11 protein-coding genes are annotated in these 16841 nt (G+C 69.1%); 5 read left to right on the top strand and 6 right to left on the bottom strand.

Features of this window, described 5'->3' with window-relative positions; genetic code table 11:
• Positions 1–57: 57 nt before the first annotated feature.
• Positions 58–1389, bottom strand: a complete 1332-nt coding sequence (locus tag WMF26_RS27875) for a DUF1552 domain-containing protein (protein ID WP_437995144.1) — start codon at positions 1387–1389, stop codon at positions 58–60.
• A gap of 9 nt (positions 1390–1398) precedes the next feature.
• Positions 1399–3099, bottom strand: a complete 1701-nt coding sequence (locus WMF26_RS27880) for a DUF1592 domain-containing protein (protein ID WP_063752029.1) — start codon at positions 3097–3099, stop codon at positions 1399–1401.
• A 157-nt stretch (positions 3100–3256) separates the two neighbouring features.
• Here WMF26_RS27880 and WMF26_RS27885 point away from each other — a divergent pair, with 157 nt between their 5' ends.
• Genes WMF26_RS27885 through WMF26_RS27895 form a run of 3 tightly spaced genes read left to right on the top strand, consistent with a single transcriptional unit; the run spans position 3257 to position 9623 of the window.
• Complete coding sequence (locus WMF26_RS27885; RefSeq protein ID WP_438002453.1) at positions 3257–3838, top strand: helix-turn-helix domain-containing protein; 582 nt, start codon at positions 3257–3259, stop codon at positions 3836–3838.
• Positions 3835–7974, top strand: a complete 4140-nt coding sequence (locus tag WMF26_RS27890) for a DUF6531 domain-containing protein (RefSeq protein ID WP_438002454.1) — start codon at positions 3835–3837, stop codon at positions 7972–7974. Before WMF26_RS27885 ends, WMF26_RS27890 begins: the two co-directional genes overlap by 4 nt.
• A gap of 17 nt (positions 7975–7991) precedes the next feature.
• Positions 7992–9623, top strand: a complete 1632-nt coding sequence (locus WMF26_RS27895) for a hypothetical protein (RefSeq protein ID WP_437995145.1) — start codon at positions 7992–7994, stop codon at positions 9621–9623.
• Between the two features lie 30 nt (positions 9624–9653).
• Here the strand turns inward: WMF26_RS27895 and WMF26_RS27900 are convergent, their stop codons facing one another.
• The 3 genes from WMF26_RS27900 to WMF26_RS27910 all read right to left on the bottom strand — a co-directional run bounded on the left by WMF26_RS27900 (position 9654) and on the right by WMF26_RS27910 (position 14301).
• Entirely contained in the window at positions 9654–10376 is a 723-nt protein-coding gene (locus tag WMF26_RS27900; RefSeq protein WP_437995146.1) for an MBL fold metallo-hydrolase, read from the bottom strand.
• A 140-nt stretch (positions 10377–10516) separates the two neighbouring features.
• Complete coding sequence (locus WMF26_RS27905; RefSeq protein WP_437995147.1) at positions 10517–12391, bottom strand: hypothetical protein; 1875 nt, start codon at positions 12389–12391, stop codon at positions 10517–10519.
• Positions 12392–12759: 368 nt separating this feature from the next.
• Positions 12760–14301, bottom strand: coding sequence for a hypothetical protein (locus WMF26_RS27910; RefSeq protein WP_437995148.1), 1542 nt, complete (start codon positions 14299–14301; stop codon positions 12760–12762).
• A gap of 491 nt (positions 14302–14792) precedes the next feature.
• Between WMF26_RS27910 and WMF26_RS27915 the strand changes: the two genes are divergently transcribed.
• Positions 14793–15431: a hypothetical protein gene (locus WMF26_RS27915; RefSeq protein WP_437995149.1), complete on the top strand. Its 639-nt coding sequence runs from the start codon at positions 14793–14795 to the stop codon at positions 15429–15431.
• A 112-nt stretch (positions 15432–15543) separates the two neighbouring features.
• Here the strand turns inward: WMF26_RS27915 and WMF26_RS27920 are convergent, their stop codons facing one another.
• Positions 15544–16068: a hypothetical protein gene (locus WMF26_RS27920; protein WP_437995150.1), complete on the bottom strand. Its 525-nt coding sequence runs from the start codon at positions 16066–16068 to the stop codon at positions 15544–15546.
• Between the two features lie 475 nt (positions 16069–16543).
• On the opposite strand from WMF26_RS27920, the gene WMF26_RS27925 reads away from it, so the two are divergent.
• Positions 16544–16804 carry a hypothetical protein gene (locus WMF26_RS27925; RefSeq protein ID WP_437995151.1) on the top strand — a complete coding sequence of 87 codons (261 nt, stop codon included), beginning with the start codon at positions 16544–16546 and terminating at the stop codon, positions 16802–16804.
• The last annotated feature ends 37 nt before the right edge of the window (positions 16805–16841 follow it).

A 16841-nucleotide genomic window follows, 5' to 3' on the forward strand; every position in this document is an offset into this window, starting at 1 on the left:
GCCGCCCGCCGAGCGAGCGCTGCGGCGCCGCCCGGCACCCGCCCGCTACGTCGCCAGCTACGTAATGAGCGGACCTCTACACCACGAAGCGCGGCCGACCGACGTCACATTCATGCCGATCGCCCGGGCAATGCTGAGATAAACGTCGTTGTGATTGCGCCCGCCGGCGTCGAGCAGGCGCCCGGTCTTCCAGGCGCCTCCACAGCTGCCGGCGACCACGAAAGGTGCGTGCTGGGGAGGGTGGTCGGTCTCGGCGAAGTTCTGGGCGGAGCCCAGCTGGCTGCTGCCGTTCTGGGTCGAAAGGACCGCTGCGGTGTTGTCGAGCAGCGAGAACTGGCCGTCGGAGAAGCTCTTCAGCTTCTCGACGAAATAGCGAAACTCTTGCGCGAAATATGCCTGGAGCCGAATGATCTGCTGTCCCGGAGCGCGGTCCGGATCGCCGTGCGAGACGGAGTGCCAGGCCGAGATATCGATGTCACCGAACTTGATGGCTTCGTTGTTTTCGCCACCGCCCCACATCATGGATGCCACGCGAGTGACGTTGCAGGCGAAAGCCATCGCCATGATATCGAGATACAGCCGGCTGTGCTCCGGCATATCGTTCATCATGGTGTCCTTGCTCAGCAGCGGCGCCGCGAGCTTCGAGCACGAGTTCGAAGGCATGTCTGTGGGGATGCTGCCGCCGACATCGCGTTCGAGCGTGCGCAGCGACTCGAGGTAGAAGTCCATCTTGGTGGCTTCCTCCGGCCCGAGACGCCCGCGGAAGGACTGGACGTCCTCCTTGATGAAGTCGAGCACGCTCTGGCGGCGGAGCAGCGCCTGCTCGGCGGCGCTCGGCGTGTTCATGGGCGTGCCGTTGCCCGGCGCGGGAGCACCCCCGCTGATGCGGTCGGCGACGCGCTGATACGCAGCCAGCGGGTTTTTCACGCTGGGGATGAACCTGCCATCGACCTGAGACAGTCCGGGGATGACGCCGCCGTCGCCGGACGTCTGTCCGACCGCGATCTCCAGCGATGCCAGCGGGGTCGTGTCCTTGAGGAACTTGGCGAACTCCTGATCGATGCTGGTCGGCGCGCCGAGGCCGAACACCGAAAACGACGCCGAGCGGTGCGCGTTACCGGGGTCGCGCGCGAGCGTCAGGTTCTTGAACACCAGGATGTCGTTGCGCACCGCTTCGAGCGGCGCCATGTGCGGCTTGAGGACGAAGTCCTTTTCGCCTCCGGTCGGCTCCGATTGATACTGAGAGCCATTCGCGTAGCCGAACATGGCGACGCGCGTGATTCGGGGAGCGGTCTGGGCGTAGACGTTGTCGAACAGCCCAGAACAGAAAACGGTTCCGTAGCCGAGGCCACGGAGCATCGTACGCCGGGAAAACTTTACGTTGCGCATGGCGAGCTCCTAGTTCTTCCGGTCGATGAAGCTTGGCGATGCGATCACGCTCAGCACCAGCTGATCGATCGCGTTCTGTGAGCGCGCAAAATCGTCCACGACGCGCTCCTTCTCACAGGCGTCGAGCTCCGGCAAATCGTAACCTGAAGCGTAGGCGGCGAACTGCTGGGCGAAGCAGCCGTAGACATCCGGCTTTTGCGCCAGCTCGTCCACCAGCTCCACGAAGTTGGAAAATACGATTCCGGGTTCCTTATTCCCCTCGCTCGGCAGCGGCAGACTGCCGCTCGCATCGATCTCCTGCCCGTGCTCCGTCGTTCTGAAGCGACCGATGGGATCGTAGCTTTCGAGCGCGAACCCGATGCCATCGAACAGCTTGTGACAGACGGCGCAGGCCGGGCTCGCATGAATGCCGAGTCTTTGCCGACCCGTGGCGTTCGGCTCGGCAAACTTGCCAGGATTCGGAACACCGCCGGGCGGCAGCGGCACGCGGTGGCACAGGATCTCTGCGCGGACGTAGGCGCCACGCCCAACGAGGGCCGTATCTTGGGCGTGCGCGTGGCCCCAGAGAAACGGCAGCGACGTCAAGATGCCTCGGCGTTCCGCCGGATTGAGCTCGCGACGCACCATGGCGTCGCCGGTCACCCCGCTCAAACCGTAGAGCGGGGCGGTGCGCTCGTTCACGAACGCGTACGTGCTCGTGAACAGCGAGTCGAAGCGACGATCCGCCCCCGCGTCGAACAGCACGCTGTCCGTGAACAGGCGCAGCTCTTCTTTCAAATCGGCGTTGAGCTCGGGCGTCGCCATCGGAAAGAGGTCGGCGTCTTTCACCGCGTTCGGGAGATTCTCGAGCTCCAGCCACTGCTCGAAGAAGTGGCTCATGGCCGGCGACGCCTTGTCGCGCGCCTCGAACAGGCGCTTGGCCTGGTCCAAGAGCACCGTACGGTCGCGCAGCTTTCCTTGATCTGCGAGCGCGGCGAGCTCGGCGTCCGGCGCGCTATCCCAGAGCATGTACGAGAGCGCCGAAGCGATCTCGTGATCCGCCAGCGGTGTCACCGCTCCGGTGTCCTTCACCGTGCCGAGCTCGGTGCGGTGCAGGCTGCTCGGCGACATGAACAGCGCCTGCACGACGCTCGTGACGCCTCCGGCAGGACCTGCGCCCTGCGCGGCCGTCTTGGCGAAGAGCGCGCTGAAGTCGGCGACCTCCGTCGCCGAGAGCGGGCGGCGCCAGAGCTTTCGCCCCGTTGTGGCGATGAAACCTTCCAGGCAACTGCCAGGCGCCAAGGTGGCGGCGTCGCACGCGATGCCGAACTTGTCGGGGTTCTGCAGCGCGTGCGCCCCGAGCTCTTCGCCGAGCGCGAAGTACACCTCCGCGAGGAGCGGCGCGATTCGCAGCTGTGAGGCCTGGTTGGCGAAGCCGTCGAGCCGGGCCTCGCTCGGCAAGTTCGAAAGCGCCGCGGGCTCGATGCCGAACTCGTCGCGCAAGGTGTTGGCGAGCTGGCTCTTGGTCAACCGCCAGATGCGCGGCTTGGCCAGCGCAGGGGTTGCGCCGCACTCGGCCGCCGAATCCGTCGCCGGATCCGTCGAGTCCAGGGGGCTACCACCCAAGACGCCCGTGCACCCGCTGGCCACGACGACCGCGAGCGGCGCCGCAAGGCGAAGCGAACGGCCCTTGAATGAACGAAGGACACCGATAAGCTCTGCGACCGGCATGGCACGCTCTCGCTGGGCTAGAGAAAACCGACCATGGTAATAAATCAAAACGCGATCCGGACTTCAAGCTCCTCGTGGTGGCCGCCCCATCTTACAGCCATGAGCGACATATAAAGCCTTACGCGATCCGCCCAGCCTCCAGGAAAAGCCACTCGAACTGGGAGACGACTACCGCAAGGGCCGGCCGGCGCGCATCTCCCTCGAGGTGCATCACGAGCTCATCAAGCTCGCCTGCCAGCGACCCACCGACGACAAGTCGCCGTTCGAGCAGGTCTGGACCCTCAAAACGCTGGCCGAGGCGCTCGCCGGGTCGACCGGCGTGCGGATGAGCCGGACCGAGGTCTGGAGGATTCTCGAGGGCGCCAGCTTGAAGCCCCATCGCGTCCGGCTCTGGTTGCACAGCCCGGACCCAGACTTCCGACGAGGGTGCGGGCCGCCCTGGCGCGCGCCTCCGAGCGCCGCTCAGGTCGCCGCGCCGAGCGAGCGCGCGAGCCCCCGCAGCAGCGCGGCTGCGCCCCGGGTTTGTTCAGAGCGGAATACACCGAGCGGTTTCGCGTCGCCAGGGTCCGCAAGGGCCGACCGAGTTCCCGTCTTCAGTTGCCAAGCGAAGCCGGACGCGCATCCAAGAACCCGCGTCGAGCAGAACGGCACGCGATCCGTTGATCGTTGCCACCATGCTAGGATCACCGAATGGCACGCACCGCCCCCGTACCGAACATACCCGCGATTCCTGGGATGAACCCCGGCGTTTTCGTGATGGGCGGGGGCGGCGGCAGCGGCGGGGGCAATGGGAAGGGCGGCGGCGCCGGGAGGAACAGCGGCGGGGCCCAGGGCTCGAACGGAGGGAACGGCGCGAACGGCGGGGGCAAGAATGCGGGCGCTTGCGGACCCGGAAGCGGCGGCGGCTGCCCGAATCCCGCGCACGGAGGGGGCGGAGGAACCCACGCCGGCGATCCCGTCGACCCCATCACGGGTCGCGTCTACACACTACCAGTCGTCGACCTGGCGCTTGGGGGCCCGCTTCCGCTTGTCATCAGTCGCTCATACACCAGCGCATGTCGCGAAGACGACATCGGCCTGGGTCACGGCTGGCTCCACTCGTACGGCCATTTCATCGAGTGTCGGCGGAGAAAGTTCCGGCTGGTGACCCCCGACGCGGGTCCGGTCGAGGCGGTGCTCCCGGAGGTCGGCACATCTCTGGACCTCCCCACCGGTCGGCTCATTCGACTCCGCGATGGGTTCATCCTTCAGGCTCCCGACCGACGCGCCTATTTCTTCGGCCCGGCGTCATCCAGCCCCTCGAGGTTCAATCTCCTGCGCGTCTCCGATACGAACGGGAACGCCATTCGGCTCACATATCGTCAGGACGCGCTAGACACGATCACCGACTCCGTGGGAAGGCTCGTTCGGGCGCGGCGCAGCTCCGGCGGTCGCATCCTGTGCTTCGAGGTCATGCGCGCATCGCACGGAGGCTGGACCAGGTTCCGCGCGTACGAATACAACGACGCCGGAGATCTCGTCCGAGCGACCGACGCCAGCGGTCAAGCTGAAACATACGTCTACGGAGCAGATCACCTGCTCGTCACGCAACTTTCGGCGACCGGGCTCACCGTCCACTACAAATACGACGAATTCGGTCGCTGCGTGGAGTCGTTCGCGCTACGTGCGGCAGGCGACTCGGGGCTCGCGGATGACGTCCCGGCGACGCTCGCCGATCGGCAGACAGCAGCCAAAGGCTTCCTGCACGTTCGGCTCAATTACTACGATGACTTCAGCGAGGTCATCACGTCGCGATCGATACGGCGCGTCGAAGGCAACGCCCAATCGCGCGTTGAACGGATGACGTGGGGGTCCTGGGTCCACACGCAACGCTGTGACGAGGCAGGACGAATACTGTCCTATACCGACTCGACACTCGCGACCTACGCACAAAGCTTCGACGCTGAAGGCCGGCTCCTCCGCGTGACAGATCCGCTGGGAAGAGTCACTGAACACCGCTACGACGACGGCGGCTTGCTCGCCGAGACGACGTACTCCGACGGGAGGACGATCGCCTACGAGCGCGACGACGCCGGAAATCTCACCGTCGTCAGCGACGATGCGGGCATCGTGAGCGCCGTTCTACGCGACGCTCGAGGTCTCCCCGTCGAAGCCTCTCTACCAGACGGTGCCCTCACCCACATGCGCTACGATCAGCACGGCAACCGCACGGAGGTCCACGAGCCGGACGGCACCGCGCGCCGGATCTACTATGATGATCTCGGACGCCCGCTCGGCTACGTCGATACCACGGGCTCAGAGGTGCGCTACTTTCATGATGAGTGCGGCCGGCTTCGCTCCGTACGGCACCCGGGGGGCGGCGTCGTTCGATACGACTACGATGCGGACGGCAACCTCACCCGCATCGTCGACGCGGACGGCAGGGCCACAGAGCTCGTCTATGGTGGGTATCATCGGGTGATCCGCGTCGTCCGCCCCGACGGCGCGACCGTCCGATATGCATACGACCGGGAACAAGATCTCGTGCTCGTGATCAACGAGGCTGGGCACGAGCACCGGATCGTGCGACAGGGCGAAGGCCGGATCGTGGCGGAGCACACGTTCGACGGCAGATCGATCGCGTACCGCCACGATCCAATGGGGCGAATAGTCCGGATCGATCGCGGGTTGAACGACAGGACGGACTTCGTCTACGATGCGCTTGGGCGGATGATCGAGCGACATCACTCGAGCGACGAGCACGAGGCCTACGAATACGACGAGCCGGGTCGCATCGTCCGGGCCACCGCTGGCGGCGTCATCTCTGAGTTTCGTTACGATGTTCGAGGGAATCTCATTGAGCAGGCGACCCGGTTCGATGGACGCACCTTCACGGTCAAGGCCGAGTACGACAGCCGCGGGCGCCGTACTGGCACCGCCGTGGAGGGGCTACCGGGCTCGACGACCCGACGCATCGAGGTGGCCCGCGACCAGCGCGGCTTCGTGTCGAAGGTCCTCGTCGACCACGCGCATGCCGTGGATTTCGTGTTCGATGCTGCCGGGCGCGAGGCTGCTAGGGTGCTGCCGAACGGCGGGGCCATTGAATGGACCTACGACGGAGCGGGGACTGTACAATCGCTCGCGGTGCGCGGCGTCCCGCGCGCCGCGCGCTCACCCGCAGAGCCGCCCCTGGTCGATGGCGATCTCGGGAGCCGCCACGCGCTGCGTCAGAGCTTCCAGTGGTCGCTCGGGGGCTCCCTCGTCGTGCGATTCGATGCCGAGCTCGGCACCGCGGAGTATGATTATGACACACGAGGTCGTCTCGCTCGAATCCGCGATCAACAAGGCACGCTTGAGAGCTATGGCTTCGGCGTCGCAGGAGAGCGCTATGATTTCGGCCGTCCCGATCCCCGGCGCGAGTACGCCCCGGGTGGGCGGCTGGTTCGGGACGGCGACGCCGTTTACACGTACGATCATTGTGGCCGCCTGACCCGGCGCACCACGGGCGGGTCCGATCCTGCGGCGACATGGACCTACGCGTGGAGCGCCGCTGGCCTGCTGCAGCGCGCCAGCAGCGGCGACCTTCGCGTCGTGCTGACGCACGACGCCTTCGCCCGGCGCGTTGACAAACGTGTCTTTCGCAACGGCGCGCTCGTCACGCGCACACGCTATATCTGGGACGAGCGGCGCCTGCTCGGGTCGCTCGAGGAGTCGGAGCAGGGCACCATGATCCGCGAGTATCTCTACATGGCGGATGCAAACGAGCCCATCGCTCAACGAGTGTCGTCGCTCGAAAAAGAGGGGAGCTGGGAGTACTTCATCCCTGACGCGTTCGGGCTCGTTCCGCTCGGGGTCGCCTCCGCTGCCGGCCAGCTCCTCGGCCGATTCCGCGCGAACCAGCTCGGCGCGCTATCCCCTGCCGCCGGAGCCGAAACGGAGCTGCGGCTGCCCGGACAGATCTACGATCCAGAGCTCGGACTAGCAGACAACGGCTTCCGTATCTACGATCCATCGACCGGATTGTTCCTGTCTCCCGAGCCGCTCGGGCTCGAAGCGAGCTTGCAGCCCTACGCGTACGCTGACAATGAGGCGCCCTGGGCGTACGATCCCGATGGCCTGGCGAGGATGCGCTCGCGAGCGACATCAAGCCAGGGAGGATCCATTGTTACCACGTCCGGCGCCAACGGCTCGGTCTCCGTGAATGATGGTCCCGCACGACCGCGTCGCCCGATGCACCCGGCCGTCGCGGCCGCCCTGCCGATCCGGGCGCGCGAGGAGCCGCTCGAAGTGGCTCAATGCGCCGATCCATGGGCGTACAGCGAGCACCTCTGGGAATACGAGAACCGGACTGGTCAGACCTGCGATCCGGCGACGCCAGAAGGTTCCCGCAACCTCCGCGGCGCTCTCCGGGAAATGAGCTCCTATGGGGCGACACAGTCCGACGAGAGGCGCTCCCCCTGCCCGAACTGCTCTCAGACGATCTCCCGGCTACACGCCCTCGCGGGCATGGGTCCACCGCGCGCGCAGGTGCAGAACGGCCGAGGACTGCCCGAGACGCCGCGGAATCACGGCAACCCGGCGAACATGGTACCCGGAGCGCGCCGCGATGGCACCGTGGGCGCCTACGAGGGTATGGACGCGAACTCGCCTCTCGCAGCTGCCGGCCCGGCGGGCGCGCAGGCCAACCAGGCTCGGTATCGAGCAGCCGTCCAAGCGGCGCAGCAGGCGCCGCGGGGCAGCGGGCCGAGCGCACAGGACCAGGCTGCCCGCAGGCGGAGGTGGGCAGGCGCCGATCCCAACGCGTCGGTCCCGAACGCAGGGGTATTTGGTCACGACGACCAGGGCCGATGGCAGCGGCAGGACCAGAGCCCGAACGCCCCGCCGAGGCAATCCTAGGAGCACAGGGCTATGCCATGATCGATCCCACCATCGCATCCTATCTACAGCGAGAGGCGCAGCGACGCCCCGTGGCCGATCCCGAGGGTGAGGCGAACCGCGATTCGACGGGGTTCGTGCGGGCGCTCCTCGAGGTGATGGGGGGGGCCGAGCTCCCCGTGCTCGCCGGCTACCGGCTCGGCTCATGCAGCATCTCAGGCTTCGAGGAGACCCCTGACCCGTGCGTCGCCGCGGCGACCGGCGGAGTCCGCCTCCGGCCGACGAATCACGGCGTCGACGCGACCCACGCCGCGAAGACAGCGCGCTTCGCGCCTTCCTTGGGCTCTGCGCTGGAGCGCCTCGTACGGCGAGACCGCGCGGCCCGCACCGCGTATCGATTCCGCGTCCACGCCGCGGTCGGAGCCGACCTCGCCGCGCTGCTCGGGTGCGACGCTGCGGCGGACTGGCATGGATATCACGAAGGAGCGCTGGCCATCGTCGATGAGGTGCTCCGCCATACCGACGTCGACTGCTTGTGCGCCGAAGCCGTGACGCGCCTGCTCGACGCAGCCGAGCAACGGCAGCTCCCGCTCACGCTGCGCGAGGACGTCGCCGCCCCGCCGTGCGACGAGCCGTCTGGGACGGCGCCGCGCGCCGTCGCGCTCGACCCGCGGGACACGTTCGCGCGGCTGCGTCCTCGCGGCTCCTGGGACGGTGAGGCGCTGCTCCGGCTCGAGCTGCGGGGAGATGCCGTCGTCGAAGCGAGGCTGGCGTTCGGAGAGGTCGTGGACGTGAGGGTCGCAAGCCGGGGAGAGGTCGGCTGGTCGACCTCGGTCGATCGCCAGCTCGGAGGCCCGCGCGTGCAGGCCTATCTGGCGCGCCGGCGGATCTCGCGCGTCAAGAGCCTCGCACGGCCAGCCGAGCTCGAGGCCGAGCTCGACGCGCGTGGCCTCGCCGACTGGCGCGCGGTCGCCGCAGGCGTCGAGGCCGCTCTCGGCGGCGTCGTGGGCGCCGGACCGTGGGGCGGCGTCGAAGGCTTGTTCGTCGCGCCGCGGGCGCTGCTCGAGGCCAGCCGGCTCCGGCGAGGCGATCTGCCCGCCCCTCTCGCGCTGGAACATCCCGTGCAGCGCCTCGCGGACACGGAGATCGAGGGCTTCTTGTGCGGCTGGCTCGATCGGTACAATCCCCTCTTCGTGGACCGCCGAGGCCACATGTACTCGGTGCACCAGGAAACCGGGGACGAAAGACCGTGGGCATGCGCGCCGACCTCGCTCCTCGAGAAGCTCGCGGTGTACGACGAGCTCGCGATGCGCTGCGAGAGCCCGGTGGTCGTGGACGCCGACATCGCCGTCGCGCTGAGCGGCCAGCTCGGGGCCACGCGCGTGGCCGAGGCGAGCGATGCGGTGTCCGAGCTCTTCGCCGTCTCCGGGCTCGACGATCCGGCGCGACCGCTGCTGGTCGTGGAGCGGTGCGCCTATCCGCGGATCGAGCGAGCGCCCACACGCACGCTCCTCTGGGCAGGTACACCCGACGCGCTGCTCCTCGCGGCGCGCGCGGCGAGAGCGCTGGCCCCGGAGGCCGTGCTCGGCGCCGCAGGCTCGTACAGCCCGTTGAACGTGCTGTGGCGCGCAGGGCTCGATCCCGTGGGCGATCTCCCGATCGAGGAGTGACGCCCCGGCGTCAGCGCCTCGGCGCGCCGCTCAGGTCGCCGCGTCGAGCGACCGCGAGAGCGCGCGCAGCAGCGCGGCCCCGTCCCCCTCGTACGCCCGGCCGTGCATGCAGGCGAGCACGCGGGGCGACGTGGCCGCGAGCTTCTCGAGGAGCCGGGGCGCGTCGGGGCCGTGCGCGTAATAATCCATCGCCCGGCGCATGGCCTCGCTCGGCTCGAGGATGTCGTCGCGCGTGAGCGCCGGGTGGTCGGCGCCGGGCTGCGTGAAGAGATCGCCGCAGAGCAGCGTGGCGGTGGACTCCTCGAACAGGTAGCCGCACTCCCAGCCGTGCGGCAGGTGGGGCGCGTCGAGCCAGCGCACGCGGCGCCGGCCGAGCTCGAGGACCTCGCCGTCCTTGAGCGCCCGCGGCGCGCGGTCGAACATGTCCCCGTCGACCATCGCGGCGATCCGCCCGCACACCGGCGCCGCCTGCGGGGCGGCGTCGAGCAGCTCGTTCATGGCGCCGCACTCGTCCGACTCGCAGTGAGAGAACGCCACATAGCGCAGCCGCTCGACCGGCATCACCCGCGCGATCGCCGCGCGCACCGCCGGGAAGAGGCGGCGCGGGCCCGTGTGGAAGAGCAGCGGCGCGTCGTCGACCAGGAGATACTGGTTGAACGAGAACGCAGCTCTGCCCTCCCCCACCGGGGTGTGGAGCTGGTAAATGCCATCGGCCACCTCGGTGACCCGAGCCTCGCTCGGTGAGTCCGCCATCCGCTCCTCCTCTCGCGCGAGAGGCGCCGTTCCGCGCGCGCTCCCTCGTGAGCGGCCACCCTACCAGGGCGAGCCGCTCGCGAGAAGCGCCACGCCCGCGCCGCGCCGCTGCCGGAGGCGGCGCGCCGCGACGGCCGCGGTCAATTCGCGAAGCGGAGGTTGTCCAGGAAGTAGGGCCCCGAGCCGGGGTTCACGGAGAGCTCGAGGGTGATCGACACGTCGCTCGGCGACGCGTTCAGCGCGGCCACGGTGGGCGCGGCGAGCGTGAACGTGAGGGGCGAGAACGCGTTCCTGGGGAGGGGGGTGAGGCCGGCCGACCCGACGAACTGGTTGTGGATGCCCTTGGACGGGATCGAGATCAGCGCGACAAGGGTCCCGACCCAGGACGGATTGGGCTGGATGGCCGACGTGAAGAAGTCGAGGCGCAGCTTGTTGCCCACCGGCGCCATCCCCGCCGTGCTGAACGGCGCGCCCTTGATCTGGCTCCACGCGTTCGGCGTCCCGACCCGGAGCGACCGGATCCCCTCGGTCACCCAGCCCGTGGCGAACGAGAGCGGCGCCTGCGATGACGTCCACAGGCCGGACCGCTCGAACCCGAGGACCGGATTGCCGAAGAGGAAGTCGTTCATCACCTGCTGACGGAACGGGATGAACTCCTCGGCGAGCAGGTTCGAGATCTGGAAGCGCGTCCTGTCGGGCTCGCCGGGGATCTCCTCCGTCTGCTCCGAGGTGTGGGTGAAGAGAAAGGTGTTGTCGGGGATCGGCGAGGAGAGGCCGACGTCGCTGTTCGCGCCGCTGCCCTGGCTCTTGACCAGGTGGCACCCCGAGCACGAGATGGACTGGGCGCGCGCGAGGAGCTGGTCGGGCGAGAGCGGGCTGCCCACGGCGGTGAGCTTCTGCTGGATGGCGGTCCTGAAGGCCGAGGGGCCGCTGCCGACGGCGTTCCGGTAGTTGTTCTGCTCGGTGATCAGGAGGGCTTCCCCGGCGCCGAAGGAGGCCGGCACGAGCGTCGGATAGTCGAACCGGTTGATGTCGCCCGCGGAGGCGAGCGCCGCCACCGCGTTGTCGACGAACCACGACTGGAAGCTCGCCGCGCGAGGGTCGGTCGAGGCGGGGTCGAAGAGCAGCGCGGACGGGTTGTCGTCGACGTGCTGCGGCACCACGAGCAGCTGGCAGGCGCTGCCGGTGCAGTCGCGCGAGAGCTTGAACTCCCGGAGCGCCCAGTCGTCCTGCGCGAAGGGGGGAGGCCGCAGGAAGTCGTTGACGCGGATCTGCCCGCCGCCCGCGCTGAACCGGCCGATGTGGATGACGGGCGAGAACCCGGGGAGGCCATCGAAATAGAAGTCCAGCAGCGCGGCCGTCCGGGCCTCCACGCTCTTCGCGGGATCCGACAGGCCGTGCCAGAACTCGACGACGGGGCGGCAGCCCTCGCGGCCGAGGCTGGGGGTCGGGTTGGGCAGCCTGGACTCGAAGATGATGAAGTTGCGCATTCCGCCGTTCGTCTGGGCGTGCCCTCCCCGCCGCGCGAACACGATGCGGTGCTCGCCGCAATCGGACCCCAGCGGGTCCGCGAGATCGAAGCGGTTCACGAGCGTCGTGGCCATGTAGAGCGACGCTTCCGGCAGCCCCGCGAACGGGTCGGTGTTCGCCTCTTGACCGACGGCCCGGCTGCAGATCACCGGGAAGCCGTTGATCGACCCGTCGAAGCCCTCGGTGAAGATGCCCTGCGTCGGCGGAGGAGGGTTGGAGAGCACGACATCGTCGCAGTGCGGGCCGAGGGCGAGCCCCTCGCCGGCCTTCCGGTACGTGTCGAACATCTGACGAAACACCTGCAGCGGCGTGAGGCCCGGGACGCCGGCCTGGTCGACGAGCTGCTGCAGCACGTCCTCCAACGTGAACGCAGACACGATGTCGGTGTCCGTGACGACGAGGGACTTGCGGGGATCGATCGGGAACGTGAGCGCCTGAGCGTCGGCGCCGACGGCCTCGGCGACGCCGTCCGGCTCGCCTTCCATCGGATCACCCGCCGCGCAGGAGACCGTGGGGAGCGCGAGCGCAAAGAGCGCGGCGCGGCGCGCCCACCGCCACGTCGTGGCGGCGGAAGACGCGCTTCGAGAGCGCAACACCAGGCTGGAGCAAGATGGGCCGGGAACCATGAAACCTCCTGAAAACAATCGAGACGAAGGCTCGATGCGTCGGCCTCATCAGCCGACAGAGCGTGGATGCCGCCATGGCTTTCCGCCCTTCGAGAAATTGTTGAGCTCGCAAGATTTGCGCGCCTCACGTCGACGCGGCCCGGCCCGGGGTGAACGAGGGGAGAGGCGCCGCGGCCGGCGGCGAGGCTGCCTGGCGAGCGACCCTTCCCGCGGGCGGTGAGCGCCAGCTACGGCGAGCAGTGCGGCGGCCGGACCTCTGCGCCGCTATCCACCACGAGGCCGGTGGCAGATCGCTTGATGATGAGGTAGGTCGGCGCGCTGGTCATGAACTCTGCGAGCGGCGGCGGCGGAGCGATGCGCGCGGTCCACAGCCACGCAGGAGCGTGGGGAGGCGCGGCGCAACCGGACACCTCCGTGAGCTCGACGCGCGCTGCGGCGCGGGCGCGATTCAGGCGCAGGTGCGTCGCCCTCAGCTCGGGCGAGCCATTCGCCACGGTTCTGGCTTCGCTCCAGGGCTTCTCCAGCCATCCCTCAACAAACGACTCGAGGTCGCTCGGCGCATCTGCCACCGGGCACGGTGAGGCGTCGAGCACCGCGCTCACGCGGGCGGGTTGCCCGCGGAGCTGCCGGACGACGACGAACGCCTCTCTGCTCCACGCCCCCGGAGGATCCCGCGGCGCGTGGAGCTCGAGGCCGAAGACCCATGCGCGCTGCCCGGCGCGGGGCTCGCACGCTCGGACGTCGCCGAACCGAAAGCGGACCCCCTCGGCGTCGAGCGCCCGCAGCAGCGCCGTCGCCTGCGTCGCCGCGAGCTCCGTCGGGCTCTCCAGCCTGTCCCTGGAGGCCGGCACGCCGAGCCATCGCTCGACGAGCTCGTAGGGCACGGCGCTGTCGTCGGTGCTCCTCAACCACCGCTCGCACAGCCGCTCGCGCTCGCGGTCCGCCGCGGGCGATTCACCTGGATAGCCGTCGCGGCAGCGGACGAATCGGCTCACGCCGTAGGCCGACCTGGAAGCGTCGTACTTGCCGTCGTACTCGATTACCATGCGCCCGCCGAAGCCGTCCACGGGATGGAGCCGCCAGAAGCCGAGACGTAGATCCGAGAAGCCGTGGGTCCTCGTCGGGAGCGGCCGCACCAGCGCGGGCAAGTCGGCCACGACCCTCAGGCAGCGCGGGTACGCTTCGTTCACGAGCAGCCGCGTACCGGGGTTCGTGAAGGCCATCTGGCACTCGACACGGACGTCCCGCTCGCCGTCGGCGTTCAGGTCCAGATCGGTGTCGACCGTGAACGGGAACTGACCGTCCCAATCGTGGATGCCGCGGGTCGCGAGGTCCGTCGGACAGGAGCGATCGGCGAGCTCGCTCATCCTGTACGCGAACCCCTCGATGCCTGGAGGCACGCCCGACTCGGTGTACTGCGCCGAGCGGACCCGGCCCCGCAAGGCATACCTGCCCGGCGCGAGCTCCACCGACAGCGTCGGGCCGCAGCCCAGCACGTCCCCTGGGCCGGTATCGGACATCGTCTGCACGCTGAGCAGCGCGCGCGTGGTCGTGAGCTCAGGCGACGGAGACGGCCCCGTGCTGGCCCACAGCCGCAGGGGCCGCGGCACCTCGATCATCCAGAGCGGCGGATTCGCGGCGTCCGCCGCCATGACGTCGCAGCCGAGCTCGGCTTCCGTGCGCGCGGGCGTGAGCGGCTCGGGTCGCACGGCGTACTCTCCGAGCCGCCACGCGAGCGTGGGGACCGGAGCCGCGCTGCGAGGCGGCATGGCCGCCCCGATCGCATCGAGAGACGGCGCCCTCCCCGCCAGAGGCGCCGCCGCGCTCGGAACGACGGCTCCCGCCGCCCCGAGCGCTCCTGCCTTTCGTGCGATCGGCGAGGGCGCGTTCGCCGCCGGCCCGCACGCACACACGGTGAGCCCGGCAGCGACCAGGCTCCCCGCCAGACCCGATCCGGACAGGCGTGGAGCCGTGCCCCCCCGCAGACGCTCGCCGCATTTCATGCGGCGACGCGCCTCGGCAACGCGCATGCCGTACGCCGCAGCCCATCGATGACGTCCCCTCCAGGATCCGCGCGCCGGAACGGTGGCCATCGGGACGCGGCCATGGTGGGCGTCGAGACACACCCTCGATCGCCCCGAGCAGCGCGCCTACGACACTTCCACACGATACCCAAGTGCAGTGATCGGACGGTCGCACGGCGCATCTCGGCGGACCGTTGACGCGGGAGGGAGCCATGCCTTCCAATGCAGGGATGGCCTTGCTTCATCGAGCTCTCGCGCTCGTCGCCCTGCCCGCCGCGACTGCAGCGCTGAGCGGGGGGTGCAGCTTTCCCGACGTCGTCTTCACCGAGCCGACGAGCTCGAGCTCCGGCGGCGCGGGCGCTACCCCGTCGTCGGACGCGGCGGGCGGCGGCGGGGGCGCGGCGGGCGGCGGCGGGGGCGCGGCGGGCGGCGGCGGGGGCGCGGCGGCCTCCGGCGGCGGCGGTGGGGGAGAGGCGGCCTCGGGCTCCGGCGGGCGCGGCGAGGCGACGTCGGGCTCGGGCGGGAGCGGCGGCGGGATGATCGACTGCGACGCGGACGGCGACGGTTATCCGTCGATCGCGTGCGAGGGCGGCACCGACTGCAACGACAAGCACGAGCAGGTCCACCCCGACCAGCCCAACACGTTCTATGACACCCCCATCCGTCCCGGCGGCGGCTTCGACTATGACTGCAGCGGCCGGGAGGAGCCGCAGATCCCCGCGATCAGCTGCGAGAGCCCCGGGCCCTGCCGGGACGAATCCAACGTGTACCTGGTGGAGGATGTCGAGTGCGGCGACCCAGGCCCGGTCGGCAGCTGCAACTTCCTCTGCCAGCAAGACGTCATGTACGCCGGGCTCAAGAGAGCCTGTCATTGATCGAGCACGCGGCGCGCGTCGGCTCGCCTGCCCGGCGGCTCGCCAATCTTGCCGCTGCCGAGCGCGGCCCGGAGCCGCCGCCGTCGGGCACCAAGCGGCCCGCGCGACGGGCTCACCCGCCGACCTGCCCGCTCGCCCCCCATCGCTCGATCGGCGCGTGCGCGGTGATCGTCAGCTCGTTCCCCTCGATCGTATAGTCCATGTCGAGCCCGCCCTCGGCCCGGACGCGCGCGAGGCCGAGGCCCGAGATCCCGTCGATCATCGCCGTCTCGGTGATGAGATCGTCGTAATGCTTCACCGGGTCGCTCGCGGTCTTCAGCGCCATGAGCCGCCGCTCTACCTCGCGCAGGCTCTCGGGGGAGGCCTCGTTCCGCGCGCGGATCCTCATGACATGCGAGCGCTCGTCCTCCTCCAGCGCGAGCTCGAGGCTGACGCGAGGCCCGGTGGAGTACTTCGTGATGTTCTCCGCGAGCTCGTGCGCGGCCATGTAGAACCGCGAGCTCACATTCGCGTCGTCCAGCACCTGGCCGCAGAAGCTGGACACCAGCCGCAAGACCGCCGTGGCCAGCCGCTCGTTCGGAAAGAACGTCACGCAGAGGAACAAAGAAGCGCTCTGCGCCTGCTTGGGAGATGACACGGAGGGTGATTCTAGAGGTTCTCCCAGGCGAATCCAACCATGACTTCCGCGGCGGCGCGCATTATCGCGCGGCTCCCGTGTGCCCTCACCATCCCCCTCACCCATCAGCCAGGTGTGTCCGCGTCATCCCGACACGGCCCCCGGTGCGCCTCGCGCGCACCACGTCGCCGCCGCGCGAACACATCGCCAGCGACGACCGCACAGGCGGGTGACGTGCACCTCGAAATCGCCGTAATGCGCCGCACATCGAGGGCAGTATCAACGCTTGTCCTGCAAGGCAGGCGGCCTCGTGCAGGGCTCGTCCCTGCGGCGCGCCGACCCGAACGTGAGCCCGAAGTTTCCGCCTGGGTCGTCCAGACGAGGCGCGACATCGTCGCGGTGAATCGCTAACATCGCTGCGGGATATCACCCATGTCGCGGATCGGCGGCATCGTCTCGACGCGCGCTCGTCGCGGACGAACCGAGGAGAGCTGACGTGAAACATGAACAGGGTCTCTGGGAGCTCTCGTGTTCGGCGCTCGCCGTGCTGTCGATGGCTCGCCGGGAAGACGAAGCCGATCACGTCCGACTCCGATGCAGCGAAGTCGAACGCAAGTGGATGCACGAGCTCGCGACCAAGGGCGACGCGGCCATGGCCGCCATCCCCCCGAACACGAGGGTCGACACCGGCGTCGACGTGATCGACAAGCAGAACGTCGCGGAGTTCAAGGCCAGGCTCGTCGAGCTGAAGAGGTAGCGCGACCCGGCGGCGCGAGCGGCGGCCCCGCCGCCCT

It is taken from the genome of Sorangium sp. So ce185, assembly GCF_051526825.1.
GTDB lineage: Bacteria > Myxococcota_A > Polyangia > Polyangiales > Polyangiaceae > Sorangium > Sorangium cellulosum_D.

Coding starts and splice junctions, on each gene's coding strand:
- WMF26_RS27875 (WP_437995144.1), bottom strand. CDS start 1,389: ATGCGCAACGTAAAGTTTTCCCGGCGTACGATGCTCCGTGGCCTCGGC.
- WMF26_RS27880 (WP_063752029.1), bottom strand. CDS start 3,099: ATGCCGGTCGCAGAGCTTATCGGTGTCCTTCGTTCATTCAAGGGCCGT.
- WMF26_RS27890 (WP_438002454.1), top strand. CDS start 3,835: ATGAACCCCGGCGTTTTCGTGATGGGCGGGGGCGGCGGCAGCGGCGGG.
- WMF26_RS27895 (WP_437995145.1), top strand. CDS start 7,992: ATGATCGATCCCACCATCGCATCCTATCTACAGCGAGAGGCGCAGCGA.
- WMF26_RS27900 (WP_437995146.1), bottom strand. CDS start 10,376: ATGGCGGACTCACCGAGCGAGGCTCGGGTCACCGAGGTGGCCGATGGC.
- WMF26_RS27905 (WP_437995147.1), bottom strand. CDS start 12,391: ATGGAAGGCGAGCCGGACGGCGTCGCCGAGGCCGTCGGCGCCGACGCT.
- WMF26_RS27910 (WP_437995148.1), bottom strand. CDS start 14,301: ATGCCGCCTCGCAGCGCGGCTCCGGTCCCCACGCTCGCGTGGCGGCTC.